This window comes from Paraconexibacter algicola (assembly GCF_003044185.1).
In the GTDB taxonomy this organism is placed as follows: Bacteria; Actinomycetota; Thermoleophilia; order Solirubrobacterales; family Solirubrobacteraceae; genus Paraconexibacter; species Paraconexibacter algicola.
The window spans coordinates 2,828,909-2,854,077 of record NZ_PYYB01000001.1 but is presented as its reverse complement, the minus strand read 5'-3'; the positions used below and the strand labels follow the sequence as shown (position 1 = coordinate 2,854,077).

At 72.9% G+C, this 25,169-nt stretch carries 22 protein-coding genes; 5 read left to right on the top strand and 17 right to left on the bottom strand.

The features are described from left to right. Position 1: 1 nt before the first annotated feature. Genes C7Y72_RS13425 through ftsE form a run of 5 tightly spaced genes read right to left on the bottom strand, consistent with a single transcriptional unit; the run spans position 2 to position 6,669 of the window. Positions 2-1,663: an FAD-binding oxidoreductase gene (locus tag C7Y72_RS13425; RefSeq protein WP_107569315.1), complete on the bottom strand. Its 1,662-nt coding sequence runs from the start codon at positions 1,661-1,663 to the stop codon at positions 2-4. A 26-nt stretch (positions 1,664-1,689) separates the two neighbouring features. Further along, positions 1,690-3,552, bottom strand: a complete 1,863-nt coding sequence (locus C7Y72_RS13420; RefSeq protein WP_233243844.1) for a ribonuclease R family protein — start codon at positions 3,550-3,552, stop codon at positions 1,690-1,692. After that, on the bottom strand, positions 3,549-4,808 hold the full coding sequence (locus tag C7Y72_RS13415) for a S41 family peptidase (protein WP_107569313.1): 1,260 nt from the start codon (positions 4,806-4,808) through the stop codon (positions 3,549-3,551). The genes C7Y72_RS13420 and C7Y72_RS13415 overlap by 4 nt, the downstream gene beginning before the upstream one ends. A 59-nt stretch (positions 4,809-4,867) precedes the next feature. After that, complete coding sequence (ftsX, locus tag C7Y72_RS13410; RefSeq protein ID WP_107569311.1) at positions 4,868-5,764, bottom strand: permease-like cell division protein FtsX; 897 nt, start codon at positions 5,762-5,764, stop codon at positions 4,868-4,870. Between the two features lie 14 nt (positions 5,765-5,778). Further along, entirely contained in the window at positions 5,779-6,669 is an 891-nt protein-coding gene (gene ftsE / locus C7Y72_RS13405) for a cell division ATP-binding protein FtsE (RefSeq protein ID WP_107569309.1), read from the bottom strand. An 81-nt stretch (positions 6,670-6,750) separates the two neighbouring features. Here ftsE and C7Y72_RS13400 point away from each other — a divergent pair, with 81 nt between their 5' ends. The 3 genes from C7Y72_RS13400 to C7Y72_RS13390 are packed head-to-tail and all read left to right on the top strand — an operon-like array spanning position 6,751 to position 9,314. Then, positions 6,751-8,001 (top strand): M16 family metallopeptidase, encoded by a 1,251-nt coding sequence (locus C7Y72_RS13400; RefSeq protein WP_107569307.1) that lies wholly within the window; start codon positions 6,751-6,753, stop codon positions 7,999-8,001. Positions 8,002-8,046: 45 nt separating this feature from the next. Further along, positions 8,047-8,409, top strand: a complete 363-nt coding sequence (locus C7Y72_RS13395) for a hypothetical protein (RefSeq protein ID WP_107569305.1) — start codon at positions 8,047-8,049, stop codon at positions 8,407-8,409. Positions 8,410-8,465: 56 nt separating this feature from the next. Continuing rightward, entirely contained in the window at positions 8,466-9,314 is an 849-nt protein-coding gene (locus tag C7Y72_RS13390; RefSeq protein ID WP_107569303.1) for a hypothetical protein, read from the top strand. 66 nt (positions 9,315-9,380) lie between these two features. Here C7Y72_RS13390 and nadA read toward each other — a convergent pair whose 3' ends face one another. Genes nadA through prfB form a run of 4 tightly spaced genes read right to left on the bottom strand, consistent with a single transcriptional unit; the run spans position 9,381 to position 13,863 of the window. Further along, positions 9,381-10,382, bottom strand: a complete 1,002-nt coding sequence (gene nadA, locus C7Y72_RS13385; RefSeq protein WP_107569301.1) for a quinolinate synthase NadA — start codon at positions 10,380-10,382, stop codon at positions 9,381-9,383. Positions 10,383-10,390: 8 nt separating this feature from the next. After that, positions 10,391-11,218 carry a carboxylating nicotinate-nucleotide diphosphorylase gene (nadC, locus tag C7Y72_RS13380; RefSeq protein ID WP_107569299.1) on the bottom strand — a complete coding sequence of 276 codons (828 nt, stop codon included), beginning with the start codon at positions 11,216-11,218 and terminating at the stop codon, positions 10,391-10,393. Positions 11,219-11,235: 17 nt separating this feature from the next. Further along, a complete protein-coding gene (locus C7Y72_RS13375; protein ID WP_107569292.1) occupies positions 11,236-12,714 on the bottom strand; it encodes an aminotransferase class I/II-fold pyridoxal phosphate-dependent enzyme in 1,479 nt (492 codons plus the stop codon). Between the two features lie 6 nt (positions 12,715-12,720). After that, positions 12,721-13,863, bottom strand: a complete 1,143-nt coding sequence (prfB, locus tag C7Y72_RS13370) for a peptide chain release factor 2 (RefSeq protein ID WP_107569290.1) — start codon at positions 13,861-13,863, stop codon at positions 12,721-12,723. Positions 13,864-13,906: 43 nt separating this feature from the next. Here prfB and C7Y72_RS13365 point away from each other — a divergent pair, with 43 nt between their 5' ends. Beyond that, positions 13,907-14,377 (top strand): hypothetical protein, encoded by a 471-nt coding sequence (locus C7Y72_RS13365; RefSeq protein WP_107569288.1) that lies wholly within the window; start codon positions 13,907-13,909, stop codon positions 14,375-14,377. Positions 14,378-14,393: 16 nt separating this feature from the next. On the opposite strand, the gene C7Y72_RS13360 is transcribed toward C7Y72_RS13365, so the two are convergent. The 4 genes from C7Y72_RS13360 to C7Y72_RS13345 form a co-directional block, all read right to left on the bottom strand. Beyond that, positions 14,394-15,632 (bottom strand): GAF domain-containing protein, encoded by a 1,239-nt coding sequence (locus C7Y72_RS13360; RefSeq protein ID WP_146175371.1) that lies wholly within the window; start codon positions 15,630-15,632, stop codon positions 14,394-14,396. A 74-nt stretch (positions 15,633-15,706) separates the two neighbouring features. Beyond that, positions 15,707-18,550, bottom strand: coding sequence for a preprotein translocase subunit SecA (secA, locus tag C7Y72_RS13355; protein WP_107569284.1), 2,844 nt, complete (start codon positions 18,548-18,550; stop codon positions 15,707-15,709). 164 nt (positions 18,551-18,714) lie between these two features. Further along, the gene (gene hpf / locus C7Y72_RS13350) at positions 18,715-19,065 is read right to left on the bottom strand and encodes a ribosome hibernation-promoting factor, HPF/YfiA family (protein ID WP_107569282.1); all 351 of its coding nucleotides are present in this window, start codon (positions 19,063-19,065) and stop codon (positions 18,715-18,717) included. A gap of 100 nt (positions 19,066-19,165) precedes the next feature. Beyond that, positions 19,166-19,852 (bottom strand): ComF family protein, encoded by a 687-nt coding sequence (locus C7Y72_RS13345; RefSeq protein WP_107569280.1) that lies wholly within the window; start codon positions 19,850-19,852, stop codon positions 19,166-19,168. Between the two features lie 61 nt (positions 19,853-19,913). On the opposite strand from C7Y72_RS13345, the gene C7Y72_RS13340 reads away from it, so the two are divergent. Beyond that, positions 19,914-20,738 (top strand): cytochrome c oxidase assembly protein, encoded by an 825-nt coding sequence (locus tag C7Y72_RS13340; protein ID WP_233243840.1) that lies wholly within the window; start codon positions 19,914-19,916, stop codon positions 20,736-20,738. A 24-nt stretch (positions 20,739-20,762) separates the two neighbouring features. Here C7Y72_RS13340 and C7Y72_RS13335 read toward each other — a convergent pair whose 3' ends face one another. The 4 genes from C7Y72_RS13335 to C7Y72_RS13320 all read right to left on the bottom strand — a co-directional run bounded on the left by C7Y72_RS13335 (position 20,763) and on the right by C7Y72_RS13320 (position 25,149). Next, entirely contained in the window at positions 20,763-21,764 is a 1,002-nt protein-coding gene (locus C7Y72_RS13335) for a nucleotidyltransferase family protein (RefSeq protein ID WP_233243838.1), read from the bottom strand. Positions 21,765-21,813: 49 nt separating this feature from the next. Next, the gene (ahcY, locus tag C7Y72_RS13330; RefSeq protein ID WP_107569276.1) at positions 21,814-23,067 is read right to left on the bottom strand and encodes an adenosylhomocysteinase; all 1,254 of its coding nucleotides are present in this window, start codon (positions 23,065-23,067) and stop codon (positions 21,814-21,816) included. Between the two features lie 238 nt (positions 23,068-23,305). Then, positions 23,306-24,766 (bottom strand): adenosylhomocysteinase, encoded by a 1,461-nt coding sequence (ahcY, locus tag C7Y72_RS13325; protein ID WP_107569797.1) that lies wholly within the window; start codon positions 24,764-24,766, stop codon positions 23,306-23,308. A gap of 17 nt (positions 24,767-24,783) precedes the next feature. Then, positions 24,784-25,149: a MerR family transcriptional regulator gene (locus tag C7Y72_RS13320; protein WP_107569275.1), complete on the bottom strand. Its 366-nt coding sequence runs from the start codon at positions 25,147-25,149 to the stop codon at positions 24,784-24,786. Positions 25,150-25,169 lie beyond the last annotated feature (20 nt).

Here is a 25,169-nt window from a genome sequence, read left to right as displayed (position 1 = left end):
GTCAGACGATCTTGCCGGGGTTCAGGTTGCGCCCCGGGTCGGTGCCGTCGAACAGCGCGCCGAGCAGCCGCACGCCCGGCGCGGAGATGTCCTCCTGCAGCCACTGCGCGTGCTCGGTGCCGACGGCGTGGTGGTGGGAGAGCGTCGCGCCGTTGTCGACGAACGCCTGCTGGATCGCCTGCTTGACGACGTCGTACTCGGCGAGCATGTCGCCGCCCGGCGAGGGCGGGAACGCGAACGTGAAGTACAGGCAGGCGCCCGCGTGGTAGCTGTGCGACAGGTGGCACATCAGGTAGCCCTGGACGCCGAGCTGCGCGAACGCGCCGTGCCCGGCCGCGGTCACGGCCGTGTGGACCGCCTGCAGCTTCGACCACGGCATCGCGGTCTCCGACACGTCGGCGGCGGCCCCGCGGTCGAGCAGGAAGTCGCGGATGTACGGCGTGTCGAACTTCTTCTGGTCGTACAGGACGCCCGGGCTCGCGCCGATGCACAGGCCGCCGTGGCGGCCGACGATCCGCCCGACGCCCTTGCGCTGCGCCTTGACGTGCTCCGGCGAGCCCTCGTAGCCGATGAACGACAGGCACATCTGCTCGAGGTCGTAGCCCTTGCGCTTCTTCAGGAACAGCTGCAGCGCCTTGGACTGGACGGTGTCCAGCAGCGTCGACGCCTTGCGGGTGGCGAACGAGAACTGCGTCTCCGGGGCGTCGGAGACGCGCGTGACCGACGGGGTGTACTCGCTGGCCGCGATCTCCTCCATCGCCGCGAGACCGGCCGCGAAGGTCGGGAACAGGTAGCCGAGGATCGTGCGCTCGGCGGGCAGGCGGCGGACCTGCACGGTCGCCTCGGTGATGATCCCCAGCCGGCCCTCGCTGCCGAGGACCATCTCGCGGATGCTCGGCCCGGTCGACATCGTCGGGTTGGGCTGCACCACGAGCGTGCCCGTCGGGGTGACGACCCGCAGGCCCTTGGTGATGTCCGCGACGTCCCCGTAGCGGTCGGACTGCATGCCCGACGAGCGCGTGGCGATCCAGCCGCCGAGCGTCGAGTGCGTGAAGGAGTCCGGGAAGTGCCCCATCGTGAAGCCCTGCGCGCCGAGCTGCTGCTCGAGTTCGGGGCCGTACACGCCGGCCTGGACGCGCGCGAGCCGCGACGCCGGGTCGATCGCCAGCACCCGGTCCAGGCGGCTCATGTCGACCGACAGGACCGGCCGGGTCTCCTCCGCGGGTGGCTCGATGCTGCCGGAGATCGAGGAGCCGCCACCGAACGGGATGACGACCGCGTCGTGCTCAAGGGCGGCCGCCAGCACCGCGGCGACCTCGTCCTCGGTGCCCGGGCGCAGGACGGCGTCAGGGACGCGCGGCAGGTCGGCGCGGCGGGTGCGGATCAGGTCCCGGATGGACTTGCCGCGCGCGTGGATCACGCGGTCCAGCGGGTCGACCGAGACGTGCTCGGCCCCGACCGCGGCCCGCAGCGCGTCGCCCAGCGCCTCGGGGAGGGTGGGCTCGGGCACGCCGAGGTCCTCGAACCGGGCCGGCTTCGCGGTCGCGGTCGTGATGTCGAGGCCGATCCGCTCACGGATGAAGCCGGCGAGCTGCGGCTTGTCCTCGTGTGTGAACTCGATCCCCTCGAGGCCCCAGCCCCACCACTTCATCGCCTGCGGCATGCCCCTGACCCTACCCGGCAGGGGGTTCAGGACGGCTCCAGGTCCACCCGTCCGCGGGGTGCGTCGATCCCGCGTACCCGGACCCGCAGCGGGTCGCCCAGGCGCACGGCCCCGCTGCGCCCGTCGCTCCGCAAGGCGGTGCCTTCCGGGTCGAGCTCCCACCAGTCGTCGCCGAGCCGGCGCACGGGCACGAAGCCCTCGAAGCCGTCGCCGAACGCCACGAACGCCCCCGCGCCGATGAGGCCGACGACCTCCCCATCGAACTCGCGGGCGCCCGCGCCCTCGAAGATCCGCCGCTCCAGCAGGAACGCGCGGGCGACGTCGTCGGCGGCGCGCTCGACCTGCATCGCGTCGCGTTCGCGCGCGGACGCCCACAGGCCGGCCTCCTCGAGCCGCGCGGCGCGCGGCGGCTCCTCCCCCGCCCCGATCGACGCGAGCAGCGCGCGGTGGCAGACGAGGTCGGGCGAGCGGCGGATCGGGGAGGTGAAGTGGCAGTAGTGGCGCAGGCCGAGCCCGGCGTGCCCGGTGGGCTGCGGGGAGTACGCGGCCTGCTTGAGCGTGCGGAGCACCAGCGACGTGAGCGCGGCACGACCGTGGCCGCGCGCCCGGACGTGCTCGTCGACGCGGCGCGAGACCTCCGCGACGAGGGCCCCGGCGCGCGCGGGGGTCAGGTCGTCGGGCACGACGGGGACCGGCACGTCGAGCGCGGCGAGCTGCGCGAGGAGCCGCTCGACGCGCGGCGGGTCGGGCTGCTCGTGGATCCGGTACAGGGTCGGGAGCCCGCGCTCGGTGAGGGTGCGGGCGACCTGCTCGTTGGCCGCGATCATCAGGTGCTCGATCAGCCGGTGCGCCTCCGACGCGACGCTCGGCGTCAGCGCGGTGACGTGCCCGGCCCGGTCGAAGCGGAACTCCGGCTCGGAGGACTCGACGGTGAGCGCGCGGCCGTGCGCGTCGCGGCGCTCCTGCAGGGCGGCGGCGACGCGACGGGCGACGGCCAGCGGCGCGCCCCACGGCTCGGCGGCGGTGGCGCGGCCCTCCAGCACGCGGTCGACGTGGTCGTAGTCCAGGCGGGCGTCGCTGCGCACGAGCGAGCGGTGGAACGCGACGCGCACGACGTCGGCGCCGTCGAGGTCGAGCTCGACGGTCACCGCGAGCCGGTCCTCGCCCGGCACGAGCGAGCACGCCTCGTCGGAGAGGGCGTGCGGCAGCATCGGCTCGACGAGGCCGGGCACGTACACGCTCGTGCCGCGTTCCATGGCGATGCGGTCCACCGGCGACCCCGGCCGCACGAACGCGCTCACGTCGGCGATGTGCACCCACACGCGCGCGCGGCCGTCCTCCAGCTCGCGGGCGCTGATCGCGTCGTCGAAGTCCTTGGCGGTGACCGGGTCGATCGTGAACGTCGGCAGGTCCCGCAGGTCCACGCGCGCCCCCGCCCCGGGGTCCTCGCCGCCGAGCACGCGGTCCCGCGCCTGGACGGCCGCGGTGGTCACGCCGGGCGGGAACCGCCGGTGCAGTCCGCGGTGGACCATGAGGCCCTCGAGGACGTGCCGGGCGACCGTCGGGTCGCCGAGCACCCGGTCGATCCGCGGCTTCGCGGCGCGCCCGCCGCCCGCGCCGGTGCGCGCAACGACGAGCCGACCCGGCCGGGCGTCGTGGTGGGGCGGCACCGCGAGCGGCCGGCCGCGCTCGAACAGCGGCTCGACGAACGTCAGCTTCCCGCGGCGCGCGACGGTGCCGACGAGGAACGGGCGGATCGGTGCGGGCGCACCGTCCCCGTCGCGACCCCACGCACCCGTGCCGCGCCCCGGGCCGCCGCGGCCGCCGCGCCCCGACCCGCCGGAGCCGCCGCGTCGCGGCTGCCGGCCGTGGCCGCGGCGGGCGCTCACAGCTTCTTGCGCAGCTCCGTCAGCGCGCGGTCGAGGCCCTCGTCCTTCGTGGTGTCGAGGTCGTCCTGCGCCCGCACGTCCGGCTGGATGCCGGCGCCCTGCTTGACGCCCTTGCCGCCGAGGTTGCGGCCCTTGGGCGTGAAGTACTGGCCGGCGGTGATGTCCAGCGCGCCGCCGTTGGAGAGCTGGATGACCTCCTGGAAGACGCCCTTGCCGAACGTCTTGGTGCCGACGACCTCGGCGCGGTCGCGGTCCTGCAGCGCGCCGGTGACGATCTCCGACGCCGAGGCGGTGTCCCGGTCGACGAGCACGACCAGCGGGATGTCCTTGGCGACCGGGTCACCGGTCGCGTTGAGGGTCCGCGAGGGCACCGAGCGGCCGCGGGTGCTGACGATCGGCCCGTCGGGCAGGAACGCGCTGGCGACCAGCTGCGCCTCGCTGACGAGACCGCCGCCGTTGCGGCGCAGGTCGAACACGATCCCCTGGGCGCCCGCGGCGAGCGACTTGCGGATCGCCGCGTACACCTCGGCGTGCGCGCCGGAGGAGAACTGCGCCAGGCCGATGACCGCGAGCTTCTTCCCGTCGACCGTCTCGACGCGCGAGGCGACGACCGGCACGCTCACCCGCGCCCGGGTCAGGTCGTAGTCGCGGCGCTTGCCGTCGCGCGACACCGTCAGCGTCACCTTCGTGCCGGGCGGGCCCTTGATGCGGTCGGTCGCCTGGCCGGACTTCTGGCCCTTCAGCGACCGGCCGTTCACGGCGACGATGACGTCCCCGGCCTTCAGCCCCGCGCGCTCCGCGGGCGTGTCGTCGTACACGTCGGAGATCCGCAGGCCCTCCGGGTGCTCGCCGACCGTCAGGCCGACCCCGGAGAACTCGCTGTTCTGCACGTCCTGGAACTGCCGGTACTCGGCGGGCGTGAAGTAGTTGGAGAAGCGGTCGTCCAGCGACTGGACGGCGCCCGCGATCGCCGCATCGGTGAGCTTCTCGGGCCCGACCTTCGCGTAGTAGCGGTCCTCGATCGTGTCGAGCGCCTCGCGGACCACGCGCGTGTCCTGGTCGCCGACGAGCGCGTCGCGGGCGAAGTCGGGCAGGCTGTCCGGGTGCCCGCCGAGGTAGATGCCGCCGGCGAGCAGGGCGAGGCACAGCACGACCGCCACCACGGCGGTGCGCACGAACGGGCCGAGGCCCGCGGGCGGTCGGAGCGGGCCACCGGCCGGATCGTGACCGGGCTGGTGGCGGGGATCGTCGAGCATCACTCCCAGGGTACGGGCTGACCCGTCACCTGCGGATCACCGTGGGCGCCCGGACGCGCTCAGACGCGCAGGAACCGGCGCAGCGACAGCCCCGAGCCGATCGCGCTCACGGCGACGCTGGCGACGAGCAGCAGCGCGGCGAGCGCGCCGAACCCGAGCGTCTCCGGCGTGCCGATCAGCGGGAAGTTCGAGGCGAACGGGTCGACGATCGCGATCTTCCCGACGAGCAGCAGCAGCACGGCGGTCCCGCCGCCCAGGACGCCGAGCACGACGCCCTCGATGACGAACGGCCAGCGGATGAACCAGTCGGTCGCGCCGACGAGCTTCATGACCTCGACCTCGCGGCGGCGCGAGTAGAGCGACAGCCGGATCGTGTTGGAGATCAGCAGCACGCTCGCGAGCACCAGCAGCACGGCGAGCAGGCCGGTGACCCACTTGATCGCGCCGGTGATCGTCAGCAGCTTCTGGGTGTCGTCCTTGCGGTTGCGGACCTCGTCGATCGCGGGATCGATCGTGGAGCGCGCGCCCGACGCGGTGACCGGGGACAGCTCGTCGCGGAGCTTCGGCGCGTTGGCCGGGTCGTCCGGGGTGACGCGGAAGGCGTCGGGCAGCGGGTTGGAGCCCAGCAGCTCGTAGGCCTCCGGGTTCTTCTTGCGCTCGCGCTGCAGCGCCTCGGACTTCGAGACGTACTCGACCTTGCCGACGTAGCGGGTGTTCTCCGTCAGCTCCTGGCGGACGCGCTCGACGTCCGCGTCCTTGGCGTCCTTCTTCAGGTACACGTCGACGAGCACCTTGCCGCGCACCTCGTTGGCGGCGCCCGTGGCGGTCTGGACGATCGGGATGAAGACGCCGAGGACCATGACGGTCAGCAGCACCGACGCGACCGCGGCGGCACTCGGGACGGCGTTGCGGCGCACCGACTGGAGCGCCTCCTTGGCGAAGAATCCGAGCTTCATGGCGTGTGCGTGTCCTAGTCGCGGAAGGCGGAGTCGAAGTCGTCGTCGTCCGCGCGGCGGCGCGGGGCGGGCGCCGGCTCGCCGCGCATCAGCGCGCCGAACTCGGCGGTCGACTCCTCGCGCTGGCGGTAGCCGCCCGCGATCTCGTCGCGGATGATCCGGCCCTTCTCCAGCTCGATGACGCGACGGCGCATGCGGTCGACCATCGCGTGGTCGTGCGTGGCGACTAGCACGGTGGAGCCCGCGCGGTTGATGCGGTACAGCAGCTGCATGATCCCGATCGACGTCTCGGGGTCGAGGTTGCCGGTCGGCTCGTCGGCGATCAGCAGCGGCGGGTGGTTGACGAACGCGCGCGCCACCGAGACGCGCTGCTGCTCGCCGCCCGACAGCTGGTGCGGGTAGTTGTGGAGCTTCGTCGAGAGGCCCGTGAGGCGCAGGATGTCCGGCACCTTCGCGCGGATCTCCTTGCGGCCCGAGCCGGTCACCTGGAGCGCGTACGCGACGTTCTCGTACACGGTGCGGTTCGGGAGCAGCTTGAAGTCCTGGAAGACGATCCCGAGGTTGCGGCGGTAGTACGGGACCTTCTTGGCGTCGATCTCGCCGAGGTCGCGGCCCGCGACCCGGATCGAGCCGGAGGACGGCTCGTGCTCCTTGATCAGCAGGCGCATGATCGTCGACTTGCCCGAGCCGGTGTGCCCGACGAGGAACACGAAGTCCCCGCGGTCGATCGAGAACGTCGCGTTCTCGAGACCGACGTCGCCGGACTCGTAGGTCTTGGAGACGCCCCGGAAGTCGATCACCGACGAGGACGTCGGCGGCGGGGACACGGCCGCGCGCTGGCGGGTGTCGGGCGTCTTGGCGGCTGCGCGGCGGCGCGCGCGCAGGTCTGCTTCCGTGGCGGCCATCGTCCAAGAGGTTTGCAAACCCGGGCGGTCTTCCCTGCCGGTGCACGGGGCCTTGCACGGCACCCTGCCTACACTGCGTGCATGCCCCAGATCGCCTCGGAGACGCTCGCCAACGGCCTCCCGCTGCACCGCATCCACCTCGACGGCACGCGTGCCACCACGATCCTCGTGGCGTTCGACGCCGGTGCCCGCACCGAGCGGCCCGAGGAGAACGGCATGGCGCACTTCCTCGAGCACCTCGTGTTCAAGGGCGGCGAGAAGTACGACGACTACCGCAAGGTCAACGAGACCGCCGAGCGGATGGGCGGCTCGCTCAACGCGTACACCTCCCACGACCTCGTCGCGTTCCACATCACCGTCCGGGCGGAGAGCGCCCCCGACGCGATCGACCTGCTCACCGACTTCGTCGGCCGCCCGAAGCTCGATCAGGACGAGCTCGACCGCGAGCGCGGCGTCGTCATCCAGGAGATCGCCCGCTACGACGACCAGCCGTCCGCGGTCGCCGAGCACCTGATCGACCGGGCCGCGTTCGGCGACCACCCGCTCGGCCGCTCCGTGCTGGGCCCCGCCGAGCACCTGCGGACGTTCACGCGCGACGCGATCGTGGCGTTCCGCGAGCGCCGCTGGACCGGTGCGCGCGGCGGCGCGTTCATCGTCGGCAACACCGACCACGTGGCGGCCAACGGGGCGACCGCGGCGCTGTTCGAGCGGTTCCCCACGATCGGCGAGCCCGAGCCCTACGAGCCCGCGCCCGCGTTCGTGCCGCAGACGCTCGTGGAGCGCCGCGACAGCAACCAGTCGCACCTGCGGATGAGCTACCGGCCCGACATCGACGTCGACGACCGCGCGCAGCGGGCCGCGATGACGATCTACTCGACGCTGCTGGGCGGCTCGATGGGCTCCCGCCTGTTCGACGAGATCCGCGAGCAGCGCGGCCTCTGCTACTCGGTCTACGCGATGGACCACGCGTACGCGGACGTGCCGGTCCTGCAGCTGAGCGCCGGCCTGGACTCCAGCAAGTGCGGCGAGGCGTACGCGCGGATGAAGGAGATCGTCGCCGAGCTGCACGCCGACGGCCCCACCGAGGAGGAGGTCCAGCGTGCCCGCGCCTACGCGGCCGGCCGCCGCGTCCTCGCGTTCGAGAACACCAACGCGGTCGCGCGCTACGCGGCCAACCAGGCGATCGTCCACGGCGAGGACCTCGATCCTGACCGGGCGATCGAGGCGCTGGACGCCGTGACGTTCGACGAGGTGGCGGCGATCGCGAAGAAGGTCGACCCGCAGACCCTCTCGGTCGCCTGCGTCGGCCCGCACGACGCCGACGAGTTCTGATCCCGGGGTGGCGCGGGCGGCCCGCCTGCGCCACACTGCCCCGCGGTGACCGTCGTGGAGGCGATCAACGACCGTGAGCTGCGCCGCTACGTCCAGCGCGTCGGTGACCGCTGGCCGCTGAGCGCCGCGCACCTCGGCGGGGCGCGCGTCGCGGACCGGCGCGGCGCCGGCCTGCAGCGCGAGCGCGGCGAGGAGTTCGTGGTCGTCCTCGTGTCCGCGGGCTTCGACGGGGTCCCGTGGCTGGAGCGCGTCTACCAGGCCGGCAGCCTCTGGGACGCCCAGGAGATGGGCGACCGCGCCGAGGTCCACTGCTACACCCCCGTGGAGCTCGAGCGCAAGCGCGCCGCGCTGCCCGCCGTTCGGACAGCCGTCGAGCAGGGCCTGGACCTGCTCAACCCCGGCGCCTGAGCGTCCGAGACCGCTCGCAGCGCGGGCATCCCGCCCGCCCGGACACGGAGGTCCCCTTGCGCACGACTCCCCTGGCCGCCGCGGCGGCCATCCTGCTCACCCTGCCGGCGGTCGCCGGCGCCGCGACCCGCGACCGCAACGACGACGGCATCCCCGACTCCTGGGAGAAGCGCCACAAGCTCGCGCTCGTCGCCGGGCAGGACGCCCGCGACCAGGACCACGACGGCCTGACGAACCTCGTCGAGTGGCAGGCGGGCACGAACCCCCGCCGCCGCGACTCCGACCGCGACGGGCGACCCGACGGCCGCGAGGACAGCGACCGCGACGGGCTGCGCAACCGCTTCGAGGGCCCGACCGGGCACGACGCGGGCGAGGCCGACACCGACGACGACGGCGTCAAGGACGGACGCGAGGGCGCCGGCCGGGTCCGTCGCGTCTCCGGCACGACCGTGACGATCGACCTCGGCGGCGGCCGCACCGCGCGCGCGACGGTCACCGACGAGACCGTGTCGCGCTGCGGGACCGCCGACGACTGGCTCTCGGGCGCACTCGACCTGCCGCTGGTGGACGACCTGGCCGACGACGCCGGTGACGCGGTCGGCGACGTCGTCGAGCTCGTCGACGAGGTGCTCCCGGCGCTGCGGTCGGCCGGTGCCGAGGACGACGGCTCCGGGGACGACGGCACCCCGGTCGACGTGCCGTTCGTGGACCTCCCGGCCGACGGCGCGCCGGTCGAGGACGTCCCGACCGAGGACGTGCCCACCGATGAGGGCGACGCGGTCGACACGGCCGACGAGGACGCGTGCCCGGACGGCGCGGTCCAGAAGGGCACCTGGCTGCACGCCTCCGGCCTGGAGGACGGCACCTTCGCCTGGCTGGACGTCGTCTCCGACGAGGAGGACTGAGCGGACCCGACCGGGTGCACGGGGCGCGCGCCGACGGCCACGTCGGCGCGCCAGCGTCCCGGGGCGCTAGCCGATCGCGACCATCCGCTCGATCGGCACGCGCGCCCGCTCGGCGATCGCCTCGGGCACCTTCACGACCCCGGTGCCGTCACGCAGGCAGTCCCGCAGCTTCGGCAGCGTGATCATCTTCATGTAGCGGCAGCTGGCCTCCGCGTTGGCGGGCACGAAGTCGACGTCGGGGGCGGCGAGCTGCAGCGGGTGCAGCATGCCGGTCTCGGTCGCCATGACGACCGTGCGGCCGCTCCCTTTGGCCTCCTGCGCGTAGTCGAGCATCCCGCCCGTGGACAGCATGTGGACGCCGGTCGCGTCGACGTCCCCGGCGGCCACGTACTCCATGACGCTCGTCGAGCAGCCGCACTCCGGGTGGATCAGGAAGTCGGCGCCCGGGTTGGCCTCGCGCACGGTGGTGATGTCCGACGGCCGGATGCCGGCGTGCACGTGGCACTCGCCGTCCCAGACGTGCATCTTCCGGCCGATCGACTTCTCGACGTAGGCGCCGAGGAACATGTCGGGCCCGAAGAGGATCTCGGTGTCCTGGCCGTGCTCGCGGTAGATGTGCTCGACGACCTTCACGGCGTTGCTCGAGGTGACGCAGTAGTCGGTCAGCGCCTTGATCTCGGCCGTCGTGTTGACGTACATGACCGTCACGGCGCCGGGGTGCTTGGCCTGCCACCCCTTGAGCTCCTCGGGCGTGATCGAGTCGGCCAGGGAGCAGCCCGCCTCGAGGTCCGGGATCAGGACCGTCTTCTCCGGGCAGAGGATCGACGCCGTCTCGGCCATGAAGTGCACGCCGCAGAAGACGATCGGGTCGCCCTCCGAGGCCGCGGCCTGCCGCGACAGCCCGAGCGAGTCGCCGACGTAGTCGGCGATGTCCTGGATCTCCGGCAGCTGGTAGTTGTGGGCGAGGATCACCGCGCCGCGCTCGGCGGCCAGCGCGCGCACCTCGCTCTGCAGGGCGTGGATCTCCTCGGGGGACGGAGCGGCGACACCGCCACGGACCGGGGCCATCGGAAGGTTCACGTCAGGGGCTCCAGGATGAGGGACAGGTCCAGGGCCGGCGCCGAGTGGGTCAGCGCACCGACCGAGATGAAGTCTACGCCTGTCGCGGCGCGGGCCCGGACGCTGTCCAGCGTGACGCCGCCGCTGGACTCGGTGTCCGCGCGGTCGCCGACGCGGGCGACGGCCTCGCGCAGCCCCGCCTCGTCGAAGTTGTCCAGCAGCAGCCGCGGGGCTCCCGCCGCCAGCGCCTCGTCGAGCTCGGCCAGGTCGCGCACCTCGCACACGAGCGGCAGGTCGGGGAACCGCTCGCGCGCCGCGCGGACCGCCGCGCCGACGCCGCCGGCCATCGCCGCGTGGTTCTCCTTGATGAGCACCTCGTCGTAGAGGCCGACGCGGTGGTTCGTGCCGCCCCCGTGGGCGACCGCGGCCTTCTCCAGCAGCCGCAGCCCGGGGGTCGTCTTGCGCGTGTCGAGGATCCGCGTGGACGTGCCTGCGACCGCGTCCGCGTAGGCGCGCGTGAGCGTCGCGACGCCGCTGAGGCGCTGCAGGAAGTTCAGGGCGGTGCGCTCGGCGGCCAGCAGCGCGGCGGCGTCCCCGGTGGCGGTCAGCACCAGCGTGCCGGGCGCCAGGCGCTCCCCCTCCACGACGTGCCACTCCAGGGCGACGTCCGCGTCGCAGGCGCGGAACGTCGCCTCGGCCACCGCGAAGCCCGAGAGCACCCCGGGCGCCTTCAGCGTGATGCGCGCGACGGCGCGGGTTCCGGGCGGGACGGTCGCGATCGCGGTGACGTCCCCGGTGCCGACGTCCTCCGCCAGGGCGGCGCGGACGAGGTCCTCGATCTCCATGGCCGGGAGGATGGCAGTCAGTCGGCGGCGAGCACGTTCACGTGCGCGAACGCGGGGTCGCTGGCCCCGTGCAGCCGCGAACCGCTCGCCGCGAGCGCCCGCAGGTACGCGACGGTCTCCGCGGTGATGCGCTCGCCCGGCAGCAGCGCCGGGATGCCGGGCGGGTAGCCGGCGATCGACTCGCACGAGACGCGCCCGACGGCGTCGTCGACCGGGACGCGCTCGGCGCGGCCCAGGAACGCCTCGCGCGGCGGGACGACCATCTCGTTCTCGACGACCGCGGGCGGCGGCACGAGCGCCTCCCCGGTCCCCTCGACGCTGACGACCTTGACGATCTCGTCGATGTCGCCCGCCACGCGCTCCAGCGCGGTCGGCGTCTCCGCCATCCCGACGAGCAGCACGAACGTCGCGTTCGTGGCGAGCTCGACGTTCACGTCGTAGGCGCGGCGCAGGGCGTCCGCCACGCGGTGGCCGGTCGCACCGGTGCCGCGCACGTCGACGACGATCCGCAGCGGGTCCCAGTCCGCGACCCCGGGCGTGCCGACGAAGTCCGCGCCGATCACGCGCAGGCCGGGGACGGTGCCGAGCTTCTCGCGCGTGCGGCCGATCGCGGCGAGCGTCTCGTGCAGCAGCGCCTCGCCGTGCATCGCCAGCTGCCGGCGCGCGGCGTCCAGCGAGGCCATCAGCAGCGAGGACGGCGAGGTCGAGCGCAGCAGCCGCAGCGTCCGCGCGATCGCCTGCGCGTCGATGCGGCCGGTGTCGGCGACGTGGAGGATCGCGCTCTGCGTGAGCGCCCCGACGATCTTGTGGGTGGACGTCAGGACCGCGTCGGCGCCGAGGTGCAGGGCGCTCTGCGGCACGTCGGGGTGGAAGCCGAAGTGCGGCCCCCAGGACTGGTCGACCACCAGCGGCACGTCGTGGGCGTGCGCGACGCGCGCCAGGGCGGCGACGTCCGCGCACATCCCGTAGTAGGTCGGGGACACGACGAACGCCGCGGTCACGCCCTCCCCCGTGCGCGTCAGCACCTCGTCCAGGCGCTGCGGGTCGACGCCGTGCGCCATGCCGAGCTCGGACTCGACCTCGGGCGCCACGAACGACGGCAGGCCGCCGCTGAGGACGAGGCCGTCGACGAGCGACGCGTGCGAGTTGCGCTGCGCGACGACCTTCGCGCCCAGCGGCGCGAGCGCCAGCGCAAGCGCGTGGTTGCCCTGCGTGGCGCCGTTGGTGAGGAAGAACGACCGCTGCGCCCCGTAGGCGTCGGCGGCGAGCCGCTCGGCCTGCTCGTACGGGGTCGGGGACGGCCCGAGGTCGATCCCGTGGATGTCCTGCGGGACGTCGAGGGCCAGCGCGTCGTCGCCGATCGCGTGCCGCAGGCCCGGGTCGGCGCCCGACCCGCCCTTGTGGCCGGGCACGTGGAAGCGGCCCGGCCCGCGGAACCCGTAGCCGACGACCGCGTCGAGGTACGGCGCGCGCGGCTGGTCCTCCCCGTGGAGCACCAGCGCTCAGACCTCGTCGTCGCCGCCCGCGGCGGTCGGCGCCTTGCCGGCGGCCCGCAGCAGCTCCGCCCGCACGAAGCCGTCGAGGTCGCCCTCCAGCACGCGCTGCGCGTCGCCGACCTCGTGGCCGGTGCGGTGGTCCTTGACCATCGTGTACGGCTGCAGCACGTAGGAGCGGATCTGCGAGCCCCAGGACGCGGACTCCGACTCGCCCTTGGCCTTCGCGATCTCGGCCTTGCGGTCCGCCTCGGCCTTCTCGAGCAGCTTCGCGCGCAGCATCTTCATCGCGGTCTCGCGGTTGGAGGACTGCGAGCGCTCGTTCTGGCACTGCACGACCACCCCGGTCGGCAGGTGCGTGATCCGCACGGCCGAGTCGGTCTTGTTGACGTGCTGGCCGCCCGCCCCGGAGGCCCGGTAGGTGTCCACGCGCAGGTCGTCCGGCTCGATCGTGACGTCCCCGACCTCGTCGACGATCGGGGCGACCTCCAGGCCCGCGAACGCGGTCTGCCGGCGGTTCTGCGAGTCGAACGGGCTGATCCGCACCAGCCGGTGCACGCCCTTCTCGGCGTTGAACAGGCCGTAGGCGTTCTCGCCCTCGGCGCGGAAGGTCGCGGTGGTGATCCCCGCCTCCGCCCCCGGGCTGGCCTCCAGCAGCTCGACCCGGAAGCCGCGCGACTCCGCCCAGCGCATCTGCATGCGCAGCAGCATCTCCGCCCAGTCCTGCGCGTCGGTGCCGCCCGCGCCCGCGTTGACGGTCACGAGCGCGTCCCCGGCGTCGTAGGTGCCCGAGAACAGCCGCGCCTCCTCGAGCTCCGCCAGGCGGGCGGTGACCGAGGCGATCTGCTCCTCGAGCTCGGCGGCGAGCTCCTCGTCCTCGTCGGCGAGCTCGGCGAGCCCGTCGAGGTCCTCGACGTCCCGCTCCAGCGCCCGGAAGCCCTCGAGCCGCTTCGTGGTGCGCGCGTGCTCGGCGCTGACCTTCGGGGCGCGCTCCTGGTCGTCCCAGAAGCCCGCGGCGCCCATCTCCTGCTCCAGCTCGGTCAGCTGGGCGGCCAGCGCGTCGGGTTGCACGTGCGCGCGGAGCTCGTCGAACTGGGTGCGGATCGCCTGCAGGCGCTGCGGTGTGGGCTCGTTGGAGGTGGGGGTCGACATCGACCGTCGAAGCTAGCACCGCGCGGGCGCTATGGTCGGTCGCGTGAACGTGCTGAGCCCCCTCGTGGTGCCGCCGAAGCTCCTCGTCCGCGCGCTCGACGACCTGCACCAGCTCGCCACCGTCGCGGTCCGCGCCTCCGACCAGATCGACCGGCTGCTCACCCTCGGGGAGCGCATCGACGAGCGGACCGCCGCCCTGCTGGCGCTCGGCGAGCGGATCGAGGGGCGGACCGACGCGATGCTCGCGCTCGGCGAGCGGATGGAGGGTCACGCCGACGCGATCCTGCGCACCGGTCAGCACCTCGGCGCGCAGGGCGAGCAGCTGATCGCCCACGGCGTGCTGCTCGAGGAGCGCGCGCAGGAGGTCTCCGACCGCGCCCGGGAGGTGCTCGAGGCGCTGCCGCTGCTCGAGAAGGCGATCGGTCTCGCGATGCCGTTGGAGGGCGCGGTCGAGCGGATCGGCCGCGTCGCCGACCGGCTCCCCGGCGGCGGCCAGCGCAAGCCGCGCGGCTGAGCGCCCCTAGCGCGGCTCAGGCCCGGGCCGGGTCGCCGACGCTCGACGCCTCGCTGCGCGCGAGGTCACCGGGCGCGATCTGCCCGCCGCCGTGCCCGACCGCCTCGAGCTGGTCGGTGATCAGCCGTCGCGCCCGGCCGAGCGTCTCGTCGATCGCCTCGACGGCCTTGTCGACGTTCCCGGCCGTCGCGAGGTACTTGGCGACGACGAGCCCCTGCACGATGTTGTCGTTGATCTCCAGGGCCGCGCGCTCGCGGTCCTTGCTGAGCCGCTCGGCGCGGTCGATCGCCACGCTCGCCTCGGCGGCGAACAGCAGCGCCGCCGTGCCGACGCGCTCGGCCAGGCCGCGCCGGGGCGCCGTCCAGGCGAGGGCGAGGACGCCGACCGCGCGGCCGTCGCGCAGGATCGGCTGCGCGAGCCCCTGGACGGTGCCGTCGAAGCGGTGGCGGCCGCGGCCCGTCGCGGTGGTGAGGATCGTCTGCGGCCGGCCCGTGCGGTACGCGGCCTGGAGCGCCTCGCGCGCCGGCTCGCCGTTGAACACGAGCCCGGCCTCGGGCGCCCCGGCCATCGCGGTCACCTGCATCCCGGCGCCGTCGTCCAGCGGCTCGAGCATGATCACGACGTCGGCGCGCGCGGACTGCTGCAGGCCTTCGCAGGTGCTGCGGCCGAACTCCGACACGTCGGAGAGCCCGCTCGCCATCTGCGCGACCGCCGCGAGGTCGGCCGCCTGGGCGCGGATCGCGCGGGTCAGGCGGGCGATCATGACGCCGCCGACCCCGACGGTCCCCATGCCCATCAGCCAGTAGGTCGCGGCCACGGGCGTGTCGTCCTGCAGCGCCAGCACGGCCGCGTAGAGGGCCGCGGCGAACGCGAGCTGCGCGACCGCCGCGCCGATCCGGAAGAAGTAGCTGGCGTACAGCGCGATCCACACGTACATCAGCGCGTACGCGGCCGCCCCGTCGCCCCCGAACAGCACGCACTGGCTGATCAGGACGGTGCCGAGCCCGAGGATCGTCTGCAGCACGCCGACGCCGAACCGGCCGGCGCCGACGACCAGCGCCACGACGACCCCGAGCGCCAGCACGCACGGGATCGCGACGCCGAGCTCCTCGGTGCTCGCGGAGTGCGGCAGCAGCAGCGTCGTGCTGGCCAGCAGCGCGCCCGCTCCGTAGAGGAACGCGAGCGCGTGCGCCATCACCGTCCGCTCGGTGGGCGTCGTGCCGTACGGCACGGCTACGGGGTTCGGGGGCGCCATCCGCAGATCCCATCGGCGTCGCCCGGCCCGGACTTGAGCGTCCCGGGGCCGGTGCGACGGGTCATCTCAGCGGCTCAGGCGCCGTGGCACTTCTTGTACTTCTTGCCCGAGCCGCACCAGCACGGCTCGTTGCGCCCGGTCGTCTCGGTGTCGTCGAGGCGGCGCTGCTGGACGGCCGGGACGAGCTCGCGCTCGTCGTCGACGAGGACCTCGCCGCCGCCCGCGGCCTCCTGCAGCGCGCTGGGCTGCTGCGTGCCCGCCCCGCCGGAGTACTGCGCGTTCTGCAGCGCCGGGCCGTCGCCCGCGCCGGCCTGCGCCGGGTCGGCGACCTCGCCCTCGACCTCGACCTGCACGTGGAAGATCATGCGCGCGAAGTCGGACCAGATGGTGTTCATCAGGTCCTCGAAGAGCGTGAAGCCCTCGTTCTTGTACGCGACCAGCGGGTCGATCTGGGCGAACCCGCGCAGGTGGATGCCCTCGCGCAGGTAGTCCATGTCGTAGAGGTGCTCCTTCCACCGCTGATCGATGATCTGCAGCAGCAGGTAGCGCTCCAGGGCGCGCATCAGCTCGTCGCCGAGCTCGGTCTCGCGCGTCTCGTAGCGGCCCAGCGCGTCCTCGGCGAGCCGGTCGACGAGCTCCTCGCGGGAGATGCCGGACGCGATCACCTGGTCGCTGTCGAGCGAGACCGGCCAGATGTCCTCCAGCGCGGTCCACAGGCCGTCGATGTCCCACTCCTCGACGTAGTCGCCGGGGGTGTACTCGTCGACGAGGCGCTGCACGACGTCGCCGAGGTTCTCGCGGGCGGTCTCGCCCATGTCGCGACCCTCGAGGACGTCGTCGCGGTAGCGGTAGACGACGTCGCGCTGCTTGTTCAGCACGTCGTCGTACTCCAGGACGCGCTTGCGGATGAGGAAGTTCTGCTCCTCGACCTTCTTCTGCGCCTTCTCGATCTGCTTGGACAGCATGCCCGCCTCGATCGGCTCCTCGTTGCCGTCCGCGTCGAGCGTCCCGAGACGGTCGAGGATCTTGTAGATCCGGTCGCCGGCGAACAGGCGCACGAGGTCGTCCTCGGCGGAGAGGAAGAAGCGGGACTCGCCCGGGTCGCCCTGGCGGCCGGCGCGGCCGCGCAGCTGGTTGTCGATCCGGCGCGACTCGTGCCGCTCGGTGCCGATGATGAACATGCCGCCGGCGTCCATCACCTTCTGGCGGTCCTCCTCCACACGTGCCTCGAGCGCGGGCAGGACGCGGGCGAGCGTCTCCTCGTAATCGGGGTCGCCGGGCTTCAGCCCGAGCTTGCCCTGGACCTCGACGGCGGCGAGGTGCTCGGCGTTGCCGCCGAGCTTGATGTCGACGCCGCGGCCGGCCATGTTCGTCGCGATCGTGACGGCGCCGAGCTGGCCCGCCTCGGCGACGATCTCCGCCTCGCGCGCGACGTACTCGGGCTTGGCGTTGAGGACCTCGTGCTTGATCCCGAGCTGGTTCAGGCGCTCGCTGAGCATCTCGGAGACCTCGACCGAGATCGTGCCCACGAGGATCGGCTGGCCCTGCTCGTGGCGGGCGGCGATCTCGCGCACGACCGCCGACCACTTGCCGTCCTTGGTCTTGTAGACCTGGTCGTTCTGGTCCATGCGGACCATCGGCCGGTTGGTCGGGACCTGCACGACGCCGAGCTTGTAGATCTTCATGAACTCGGTCGCCTCGGTGAGCGCCGTGCCCGTCATGCCCGCGAGCTTGTCGTACATGCGGAAGTAGTTCTGCAGCGTGATGGTGGCGAGCGTCTGGTTCTCCTCCTGGACGCGCACCCCCTCCTTCGCCTCGACCGCCTGGTGCAGGCCCTCCGACCAGCGCCGGCCGTCGAGGATGCGGCCGGTGAACTCGTCGATGATCTTCACCTCGCCGTCGATCACCTCGTAGTCGACGCCGCGGTGGTAGAGCGACTGCGCCTTCAGCGACTGGATCAGGTGGTTGACGAGATGCCCGTTGTCGGCCCGGTAGAGGTGGTCGATGCCGAGGAACTTCTCGGCCTTCGCGACGCCCTGCTCGGTGACCGCGACGGTCTTGTGCTTCTCGTCGAACTCGAAGTCGAAGTCCGCGACGAACTCCTTCTTCATCCGCGGGTCCATGTTCTCCGGCTTCTTGCCCGAGACCATGACCTTGGCGAGCTTGGCGAACCGCTGGTAGTCCTCGGCCGCCTGCTCGGGGGCGCCGGAGATGATCAGCGGCGTGCGCGCCTCGTCGATGAGGATGTTGTCGACCTCGTCGACGATCGCGAAGTTGTGCGTCGCGAGCGGCCGGCCGTCCTCGGTGTAGCGGCCGCCGTGCTGGACCTTCTCCTCCAGCGACGTGGCCATGTTGTCGCGCAGGTAGTCGAAGCCGAACTCGGAGTTCGTCCCGTACGTGATGTCGCACGCGTAGGCGGCGCGCTTCTCCTCGTAGGGCTGCATGTTCTGCAGGATCCCCACGGTCAGCCCGAGGAAGTGGTAGAGCGGGGTCATCCACGACGCGTCGCGGCGGGCGAGGTAGTCGTTGACCGTGACGACGTGGACGCCCTTGCCGGCGAGCGCGTTGAGGACGACGGCGAGCGTGCCGGTGAGGGTCTTGCCCTCGCCGGTCTTCATCTCGGCGATCTGCCCGGAGTGCAGCACCATGCCGCCGATGAGCTGGACGTCGAAGTGCCGCATGCCCATCGCGCGACGTGACGCCTCGCGGGTGATGGCGAAGCACTCCGGCAGGACGGCGTCGAGCGAGTCGCCCTCCTCCTGCACGCGCTCCTTCAGCTCCTGGAAGCGCTCGCGCAGGACCTCGTCGCTCTCCTGCTCGAGCGTCTCGGCGAAGGCCCCGATGGACGCCACGCGCTTCTCGTAGGACTTGAACTGCTTCTTCTCGCCTGCATTCAGCGCGCGATCAAGGAGACCCATGGAGCGAGGGTACCAGCGCAGCGGTGCCCGCCGACCCCGTGGGAATCGGCGGGCACGCTGTGGGTGAGAGGGCTCTGGGCCTGGCGGCGAGGCGGCGCCGCGCCGCGCCCTGCTGCCCTCCGTGACGCCCCCGGCAAGGGGCGCATGGGTTCAGGTCGTGTGGGTCAGGTCAGCTGCCCGAGCCGCTGGCCGAGGCCGCCCATGGCGTGGGCCTCGCGACGGTGCCGACGGACCTCCTTGCGGCGCTTGACCTGGCGGCCGAGCTCCTCCTCGCAGAGGTTGATCGCGTGACGCAGGTCGCGCGCGGAGTCGTGCGCTCGCAGCGTGCAGCCCTTCATGTGGAGCGTGATCTCGACGACGAACCGCTCCGGAATCCGGGGATTCGCTTCTTCGGAGAGGTGGACTTCCAGCACACCCCCCTTCACCTGCCGTTCGATCTTCGCGAAGCGCTTCCGCACGTGCTCACGGAGATCCTCCGTGACCGGGACGTTGCGGCCCTTGCACTCGATCTGCATCCCATGACCTCCTGGGTCGGGTTGGCGGTGTGGGACGACCATAGCCCCACCCGCACCGAACCGCAACACGTCATTGCGTCCATCTGTGATAGGGGCTGGATCAGGCCCCGCGGAGGGCCCGGACGGCGGTCACCGCGAGCACCTCCGGGACACCGCCCTGCCGCAGTGCGCGGGCGCACGCGTCGAGCGTCGCGCCCGTGGTGTGGACGTCGTCGACGAGGACCACGCGGCCGCCGGACGGCAGCCGCCCCGGCCGGGCGTGCACCGACAGCCGCGTGCCGGCCAGCCGCTCGGCGCGCCCGGCGCCGAGCTGGTGGTCCGCGCGCCCACCGGTGCGGCGCAGCGCCCCGGCGGCCACGGGCGCCCCGGTGCGACGCGCGAGACGGCGGGCCAGCAGGCCCGCGTGGTCGTAGCCGCGGCGCCGGCGCCGGCCCGGGTGCGCGGGCACCGGCACGAGCGTCGCGCTCGCCAGCAGGCCCGGTGGCGCGGTCGCGGCGATCGCGGCGGCGAGCAGGTCGGCCGCCGCGATCGCGCCGCGGAACTTCAGGGCGGTGACGAGCGTGCGCGCGGGGCCCTCGTGCGCCAGCGGCGCCCAGGCGGCGGCGTAGGCGTGCAGCGCCGCGGGGCACGGGCGCCCGCACGGGGCGGGCAGGCCGCAGCGCGCGCAGCGCGCTCCGACGAGCCACGGCAGCGCGCCGCGGCACGCGCCGCAGAGGTCGTGGCCGGGCGCGCGGCAGACGAGGCACTGCGGTGGGACGAGGAGGTGCAGCAGGTCGCGGGCGGTCATCGCGCCATGGTGGCCCGACCCGGCGTCACGGATCCACACCCACCTGCAACGATCGTGTGCGATGTCTGTGTCGCCCGACACGTCCTGGACGTTCGCTCCCGGGCCCGCGCTCCTCGTCGCCCTGCTCCTGGGCGCGTACCTGTGGCGGTTCCGTGCGGTCCGGGCGACCGCCAGCGGCCCGCGCGACGCCCCGGTGTGGCGGCTGTGCGTCTTCCTCCTGGGGATCGTGCTCCTGTGCGCCGCGCTGTTCTCGCCGCTGGACGTCCTCGGCGAGCAGATCTTCGCGATGCACATGGTCCAGCACGTGCTGCTGCTGGACATCGTGCCGATCCTGCTGATCCTCGGGCTCACGAAGGTGCTGCTGCGGCCCGCGACCCGTGGCCTGCACCCTCTGGAGCGCCGCGCGGGCTGGTTCGGCGGCCCGGTCTTCGCGATCGTCCTGTACGTCGGCGTGATGTGGATCTGGCACATCCCGGCGCTCTACGACGCGGCGGTCGAGCACCCGTTCGTGCACGTGCTCGAGCACATCTGCTTCACCTTCGGCGGGGGCCTGTACTGGTGGCACCTGCTGTCCCCGATCCGGTCGCGCCTGGCGCTCGGCGGCCTGGGACCGGTCGTCTACATGGTCGTCACGAAGGTCCTCGTCGGGATCCTCGGGATCTTCCTGACCTTCGCGCCCAGCGCGCTGTACGCCGTGTACGAGGAGGGCCCGCGCTACTGGGGCCTGTCGGCGACCGACGACCAGGCGCTGGCCGGGGCGATCATGGCGATCGAGCAGTCGGTCGTCATGGGGATCGCGCTGGCGTTCCTGTTCATCCGTGCGCTCGGCGAGTCCGACCGTGCGGACGAGCGCGCCGAGCGCTACGAGACCCGCGCCGCCTCCTGACGCGCGCGGGCCGGGCCGGGCGCGTCAGGTTCCCGGCCGGCGGAGGTTCTCGGTGATGCCGACGTGGCCCGCGATGCCGCTGATGAGGATCGAGCCGGCGGGGAGCTCGGTGCCGGGGAAGACGACCGCGTCCTTCAGGCAGGCGCCGTCGCCGATGACCGCCTCGTCGCCGATGACGAGCGGGCCCTGCAGGCGCACGTGCTTGCCGATCGTGACGTCGCGGCCGATCCAGACGGGCGGCTCGACGAGCTCGACGCCCGCGAACGAGGTGCCGTCGCCGAGCACGAGGCCGGGCTCGATCTCGTCGCCCTCGGCCCGCAGGTCCAGGCCGCCGGTGATCGCGTCGAAGGTGCCCTGCTTGAGCTCCACGAGCGACCCGACGTCGTTCCAGTACTCGTCGCCGATGTCGTGCACGTGGAACGGCACGTCGTGGGCGAGCAGCGCCGGGAAGACGTCGTTGGCGAAGTCGACGAACGCGGTGTCGGGGAAGTAGTCGAAGATCTCCGGCTCGAACAGGTAGATGCAGGTGTTCGCGAGGTCGGAGAGCGCCTCGTCGGGGTGGGGCTTCTCCTGGAAGGCGCTGATGCGGCCCTGCGCGTCGTGGACGATCACCCCGTACTCCTGGGTGTCGGCGACCTGCTTGGCCGCGATCGTGGCGACGCCGCCGTTCGCGCGGTGCGCGGCGAGGAACCGCTCGATGTCGATGTCGGTGAGCGCGTCCCCGGAGAAGACGAGGAAGGTGCCGTCGCCGAAGAACTCGCGGCAGCGGCGCACGCCGCCCGCGGTGCCGGAGAGCTCCTCCTCCTCGACGTACTCGATCGCGTCCCCGAAGTAGTCGCGGATCGTGTCGGGGAAGTAGTGGAGGTTCGCGACGATGTCCTGGATGCCCGCGCGGCGCAGGTGGTCGACGATGTGCGCCATCACCGGCCGGTCGAGGACCGGGACCATCGGCTTCGGGATCTCGTGGGTCAGGGGGCGCAGCCGGGTGCCGAGACCGGCGGCGAGGACCTGTGCTCTGATCTCCATGCGGGACGGACGGTACCGGCCCGCGGCTCCGGCGGGCGTGCCGACGCGCCTACGGCGCGGGGTCCCAGGTCGTGCGGTAGGCGGCCTGCTCGTCGCTGAGCGTGTCGATCTGCACGCCGAGCGACGCGAGCTTGAGCCGGGCGATCTCGCGGTCGACGCGCTCGGGGACCGGGTGCACGCCGGGGCCGAGCGCGCCGCGGCGCAGCACGAGCTCCTCGGCGGCGAGGGCCTGGTTGGCGAAGCTCATGTCCATGACCGCGGCCGGGTGGCCCTGGGCGGCGGCGAGGTTCACGACGCGCCCGGAGGCGAGCAGGTTGAGCCGCCGGCCGCCGAGGTCGACCTGGTCGACGAGCGGCAGCACCGGGACGGGCGGGCCGACGGCGGCCTCGCGCAGGGCGGGCAGGTCGATCTCGACGTCGAAGTGCCCGGCGTTCGCGAGCACCGCGCCGTCCTTCATGCGGGCGAAGTGCTCGGCGCGCAGCACCCGGGCGACGCCGGTGACGGTGATGAAGACGTCGCCGCGCTCGGCGGCGGTCAGGGCCGGGAGGACCTCGTAGCCCTCCATGCGGGCCTCGAGCGCGCGGCGCTCGTCGACCTCGCAGACGACGACGATCGCGCCCATGCCGCGGGCGCGCTGCGCGATGCCCTTCCCGGTCCAGCCGTAGCCGAGGACGACGACGGTGCGTCCGGCGAGCAGCAGGTTGGTGGCGCGCAGGATCCCGTCGAGCGTGGACTGGCCGGTGCCGTAGCGGTCGTTGAAGACCCGCTCCGAGAGCGCTTCGTTGACGGCGATGACGGGCACGGCGAGCCGGCCCTGCGCCTCGAGGGCGCGCAGGCGCACGAGGCCCGTGGTGGTCTCCTCGGTGGCGCCGAGCATCCCGTCGAGGACGCCGGGGTGGGCGGCGTGGATGACGCTGACGAGGTCGGCGCCGTCGTCGAGCGTGATCTGCGGGCTGCGGGCGACGAGCGCCCCGACGTGCGCGACGTAGGCGTCGAGGTCCTCGCCGCGGCGGGCGTGGACCTCCGCCCCGTCCTCGACGGCGAGGGCGGCGGCGACGTCGTCCTGCGTGGAGAGCGGGTTGGCCGCGGCGAGCGCGACCTCGGCGCCGCCCGCGAGGAGGGCCCGGACGAGGTTGGCCGTCTCCGCGGTGACGTGCAGGCACGCGGCGACGACGACGCCCTCCAGCGGGCGCTCCTGCGCGAACCGCTCCCGCAGGGCGGCCAGGACCGGCATCTGGGCGTCGGCCCAGTCGATGCGGTCCCGGCCGGCGGCCGCGAGCGTCAGGTCGGCGACGTCAGACATGCGACCGCCTGCCCCGGGAGTGCCCGGAGGCCCGGATCGTCGTCCGTGCGGGCGACCGGGGCGCGGGGCGAGTACGGACGTACGGGCCCTTCGCCCCGGGTGCGCGCACCGGCGTCGACACGGAGTGCCCAGAGGCCCGGATCGTCGTCCGTGCGGGCGACCGGGGCGCGGGGCAAGTACGGACGTACGGGCCCTTCGCCCCGGGTGCGCGCACGGGCGTCGAGACGGGTCTCTGGGGCTAGTAGCGGTAGTGGTCGGGCTTGTACGGGCCGTCGACCTTGACGCCGATGTAGTCGGCCTGCTCCTGGCTCAGCGGGGTGAGGTTGACGCCGAGGGCGTCGAGGTGCAGGCGGGCGACCTTCTCGTCGAGGTGCTTGGGGAGCACGTAGACGCCGATCGGGTAGTCCTCGGTCTTCGTGTACAGCTCGATCTGGGCGATCGTCTGGTTGGTGAAGGAGTTGGACATGACGAACGACGGGTGGCCGGTGGCGTTGCCGAGGTTCAGCAGGCGGCCCTCGGAGAGGACGATGATCGAGTGGCCGTCGGGGAACTTCCACTCGTCGACCTGCGGCTTGATGTTGATCCGCTCGATGCCCTCGGTCTGCTGGAGGCCGGCCATGTCGATCTCGTTGTCGAAGTGGCCGATGTTGCCGACGATGGCGTTGTGCTTCATCCGGGCCATGTCCTGCGCCTTGATGATGTCCTTGTTGCCGGTTGTGGTGATGAAGACGTCGGCGGTCTCGACGACGTTGTCGAGGGTGTCGACCTGGTAGCCCTCCATGGCGGCCTGGAGCGCGCAGATGGGGTCGATCTCGGTGACGATGACGCGGGCGCCCTGGGCCTTCAGCGAGGCGGCGGAGCCCTTGCCGACGTCGCCGTAGCCGCAGACGACGGCGGTCTTGCCGGCGAGCATGACGTCGACGGCGCGGTTGATGCCGTCGACGAGCGAGTGGCGGCAGCCGTAGAGGTTGTCGAACTTCGACTTGGTGACGGAGTCGTTGACGTTGATGGCCGGGAACAGCAGCTTGCCGTCGCGGTGCATCTCGTAGAGGCGGTGGACGCCGGTGGTCGTCTCCTCGGTGACGCCCTTGATCTCGGCGGCGATCTTCGTGTAGCGCTGCGTGTCCTCGGTGAGGGACTTCTGCAGCAGCGTGAGGAAGATCTCGAACTCCTCGGAGCCGCCGGTGGACGGGTCCGGGACGGCGCCGGCCTCCTCGAACTCCTTGCCCTTGTGGATGAGCATGGTGGCGTCGCCGCCGTCGTCGAGGATCATGTTCGCGGGGCTGCCCTCGGGCCAGCCGGCGACGACGCGCTCGGTGCACCACCAGTACTCCTCGAGGGTCTCGCCCTTCCAGGCGAAGACCGGGACGCCCTGCGGGGCGTCGGGGGTGCCGTTGGGGCCGACGGCGACGGCCGCGGCGGCGTGGTCCTGGGTGGAGAAGATGTTGCAGGAGCACCAGCGGACCTCGGCGCCGAGGGCGGTGAGGGTCTCGATGAGGACCGCGGTCTGGATCGTCATGTGGAGCGACCCGATGATGCGGGCGCCCTTGAGCGGCTGGGAGGGGCCGAACTCCTCGCGGGTGCGCATCAGGCCGGGCATCTCGTGCTCGGCGAGCTGGATCTCCTTGCGGCCGAAGGCGGCGAGGGAGAGGTCGGCGACCTTGTAGTCGTCCGGGGCCAGAACGGTGGTGGTGCTCATCGTGTCCTTGTGGTCGTTCACGTGGGAGGCGCCCCGGCCGCGGCCAGGAGCCTCGAGTGCTTGTCCTGCTCCCAGCTCAGCCAGTCGCTGGCGGGGACGCCGGTGGGGCGCGCCGGTGTGGCCTCGAACCACGCCTCCACCGCGTCCCGCAGGTCGCGGTCGCGGCGCAGGCGTAGTGCGAAGCCCATCTCGCCGAGTCCGAGCTCGTGCTCGCCCAGCAGCTCGCGCAGGGTGCGCAGGCGCTGGAGCTCGGCGGGTCCGTAGAGGCGGTAGCCGCCGCTGGAGCGTTCGGGCTCGATGAGCCCGAGGCGCTCGACGTAGCGGAGCATGCGGGGCGACCAGCCGGTCGTCTCGGCAGCCTCGTTGATGGTCAGCGCGTCCATCCGCGGGCAACCTTACCACG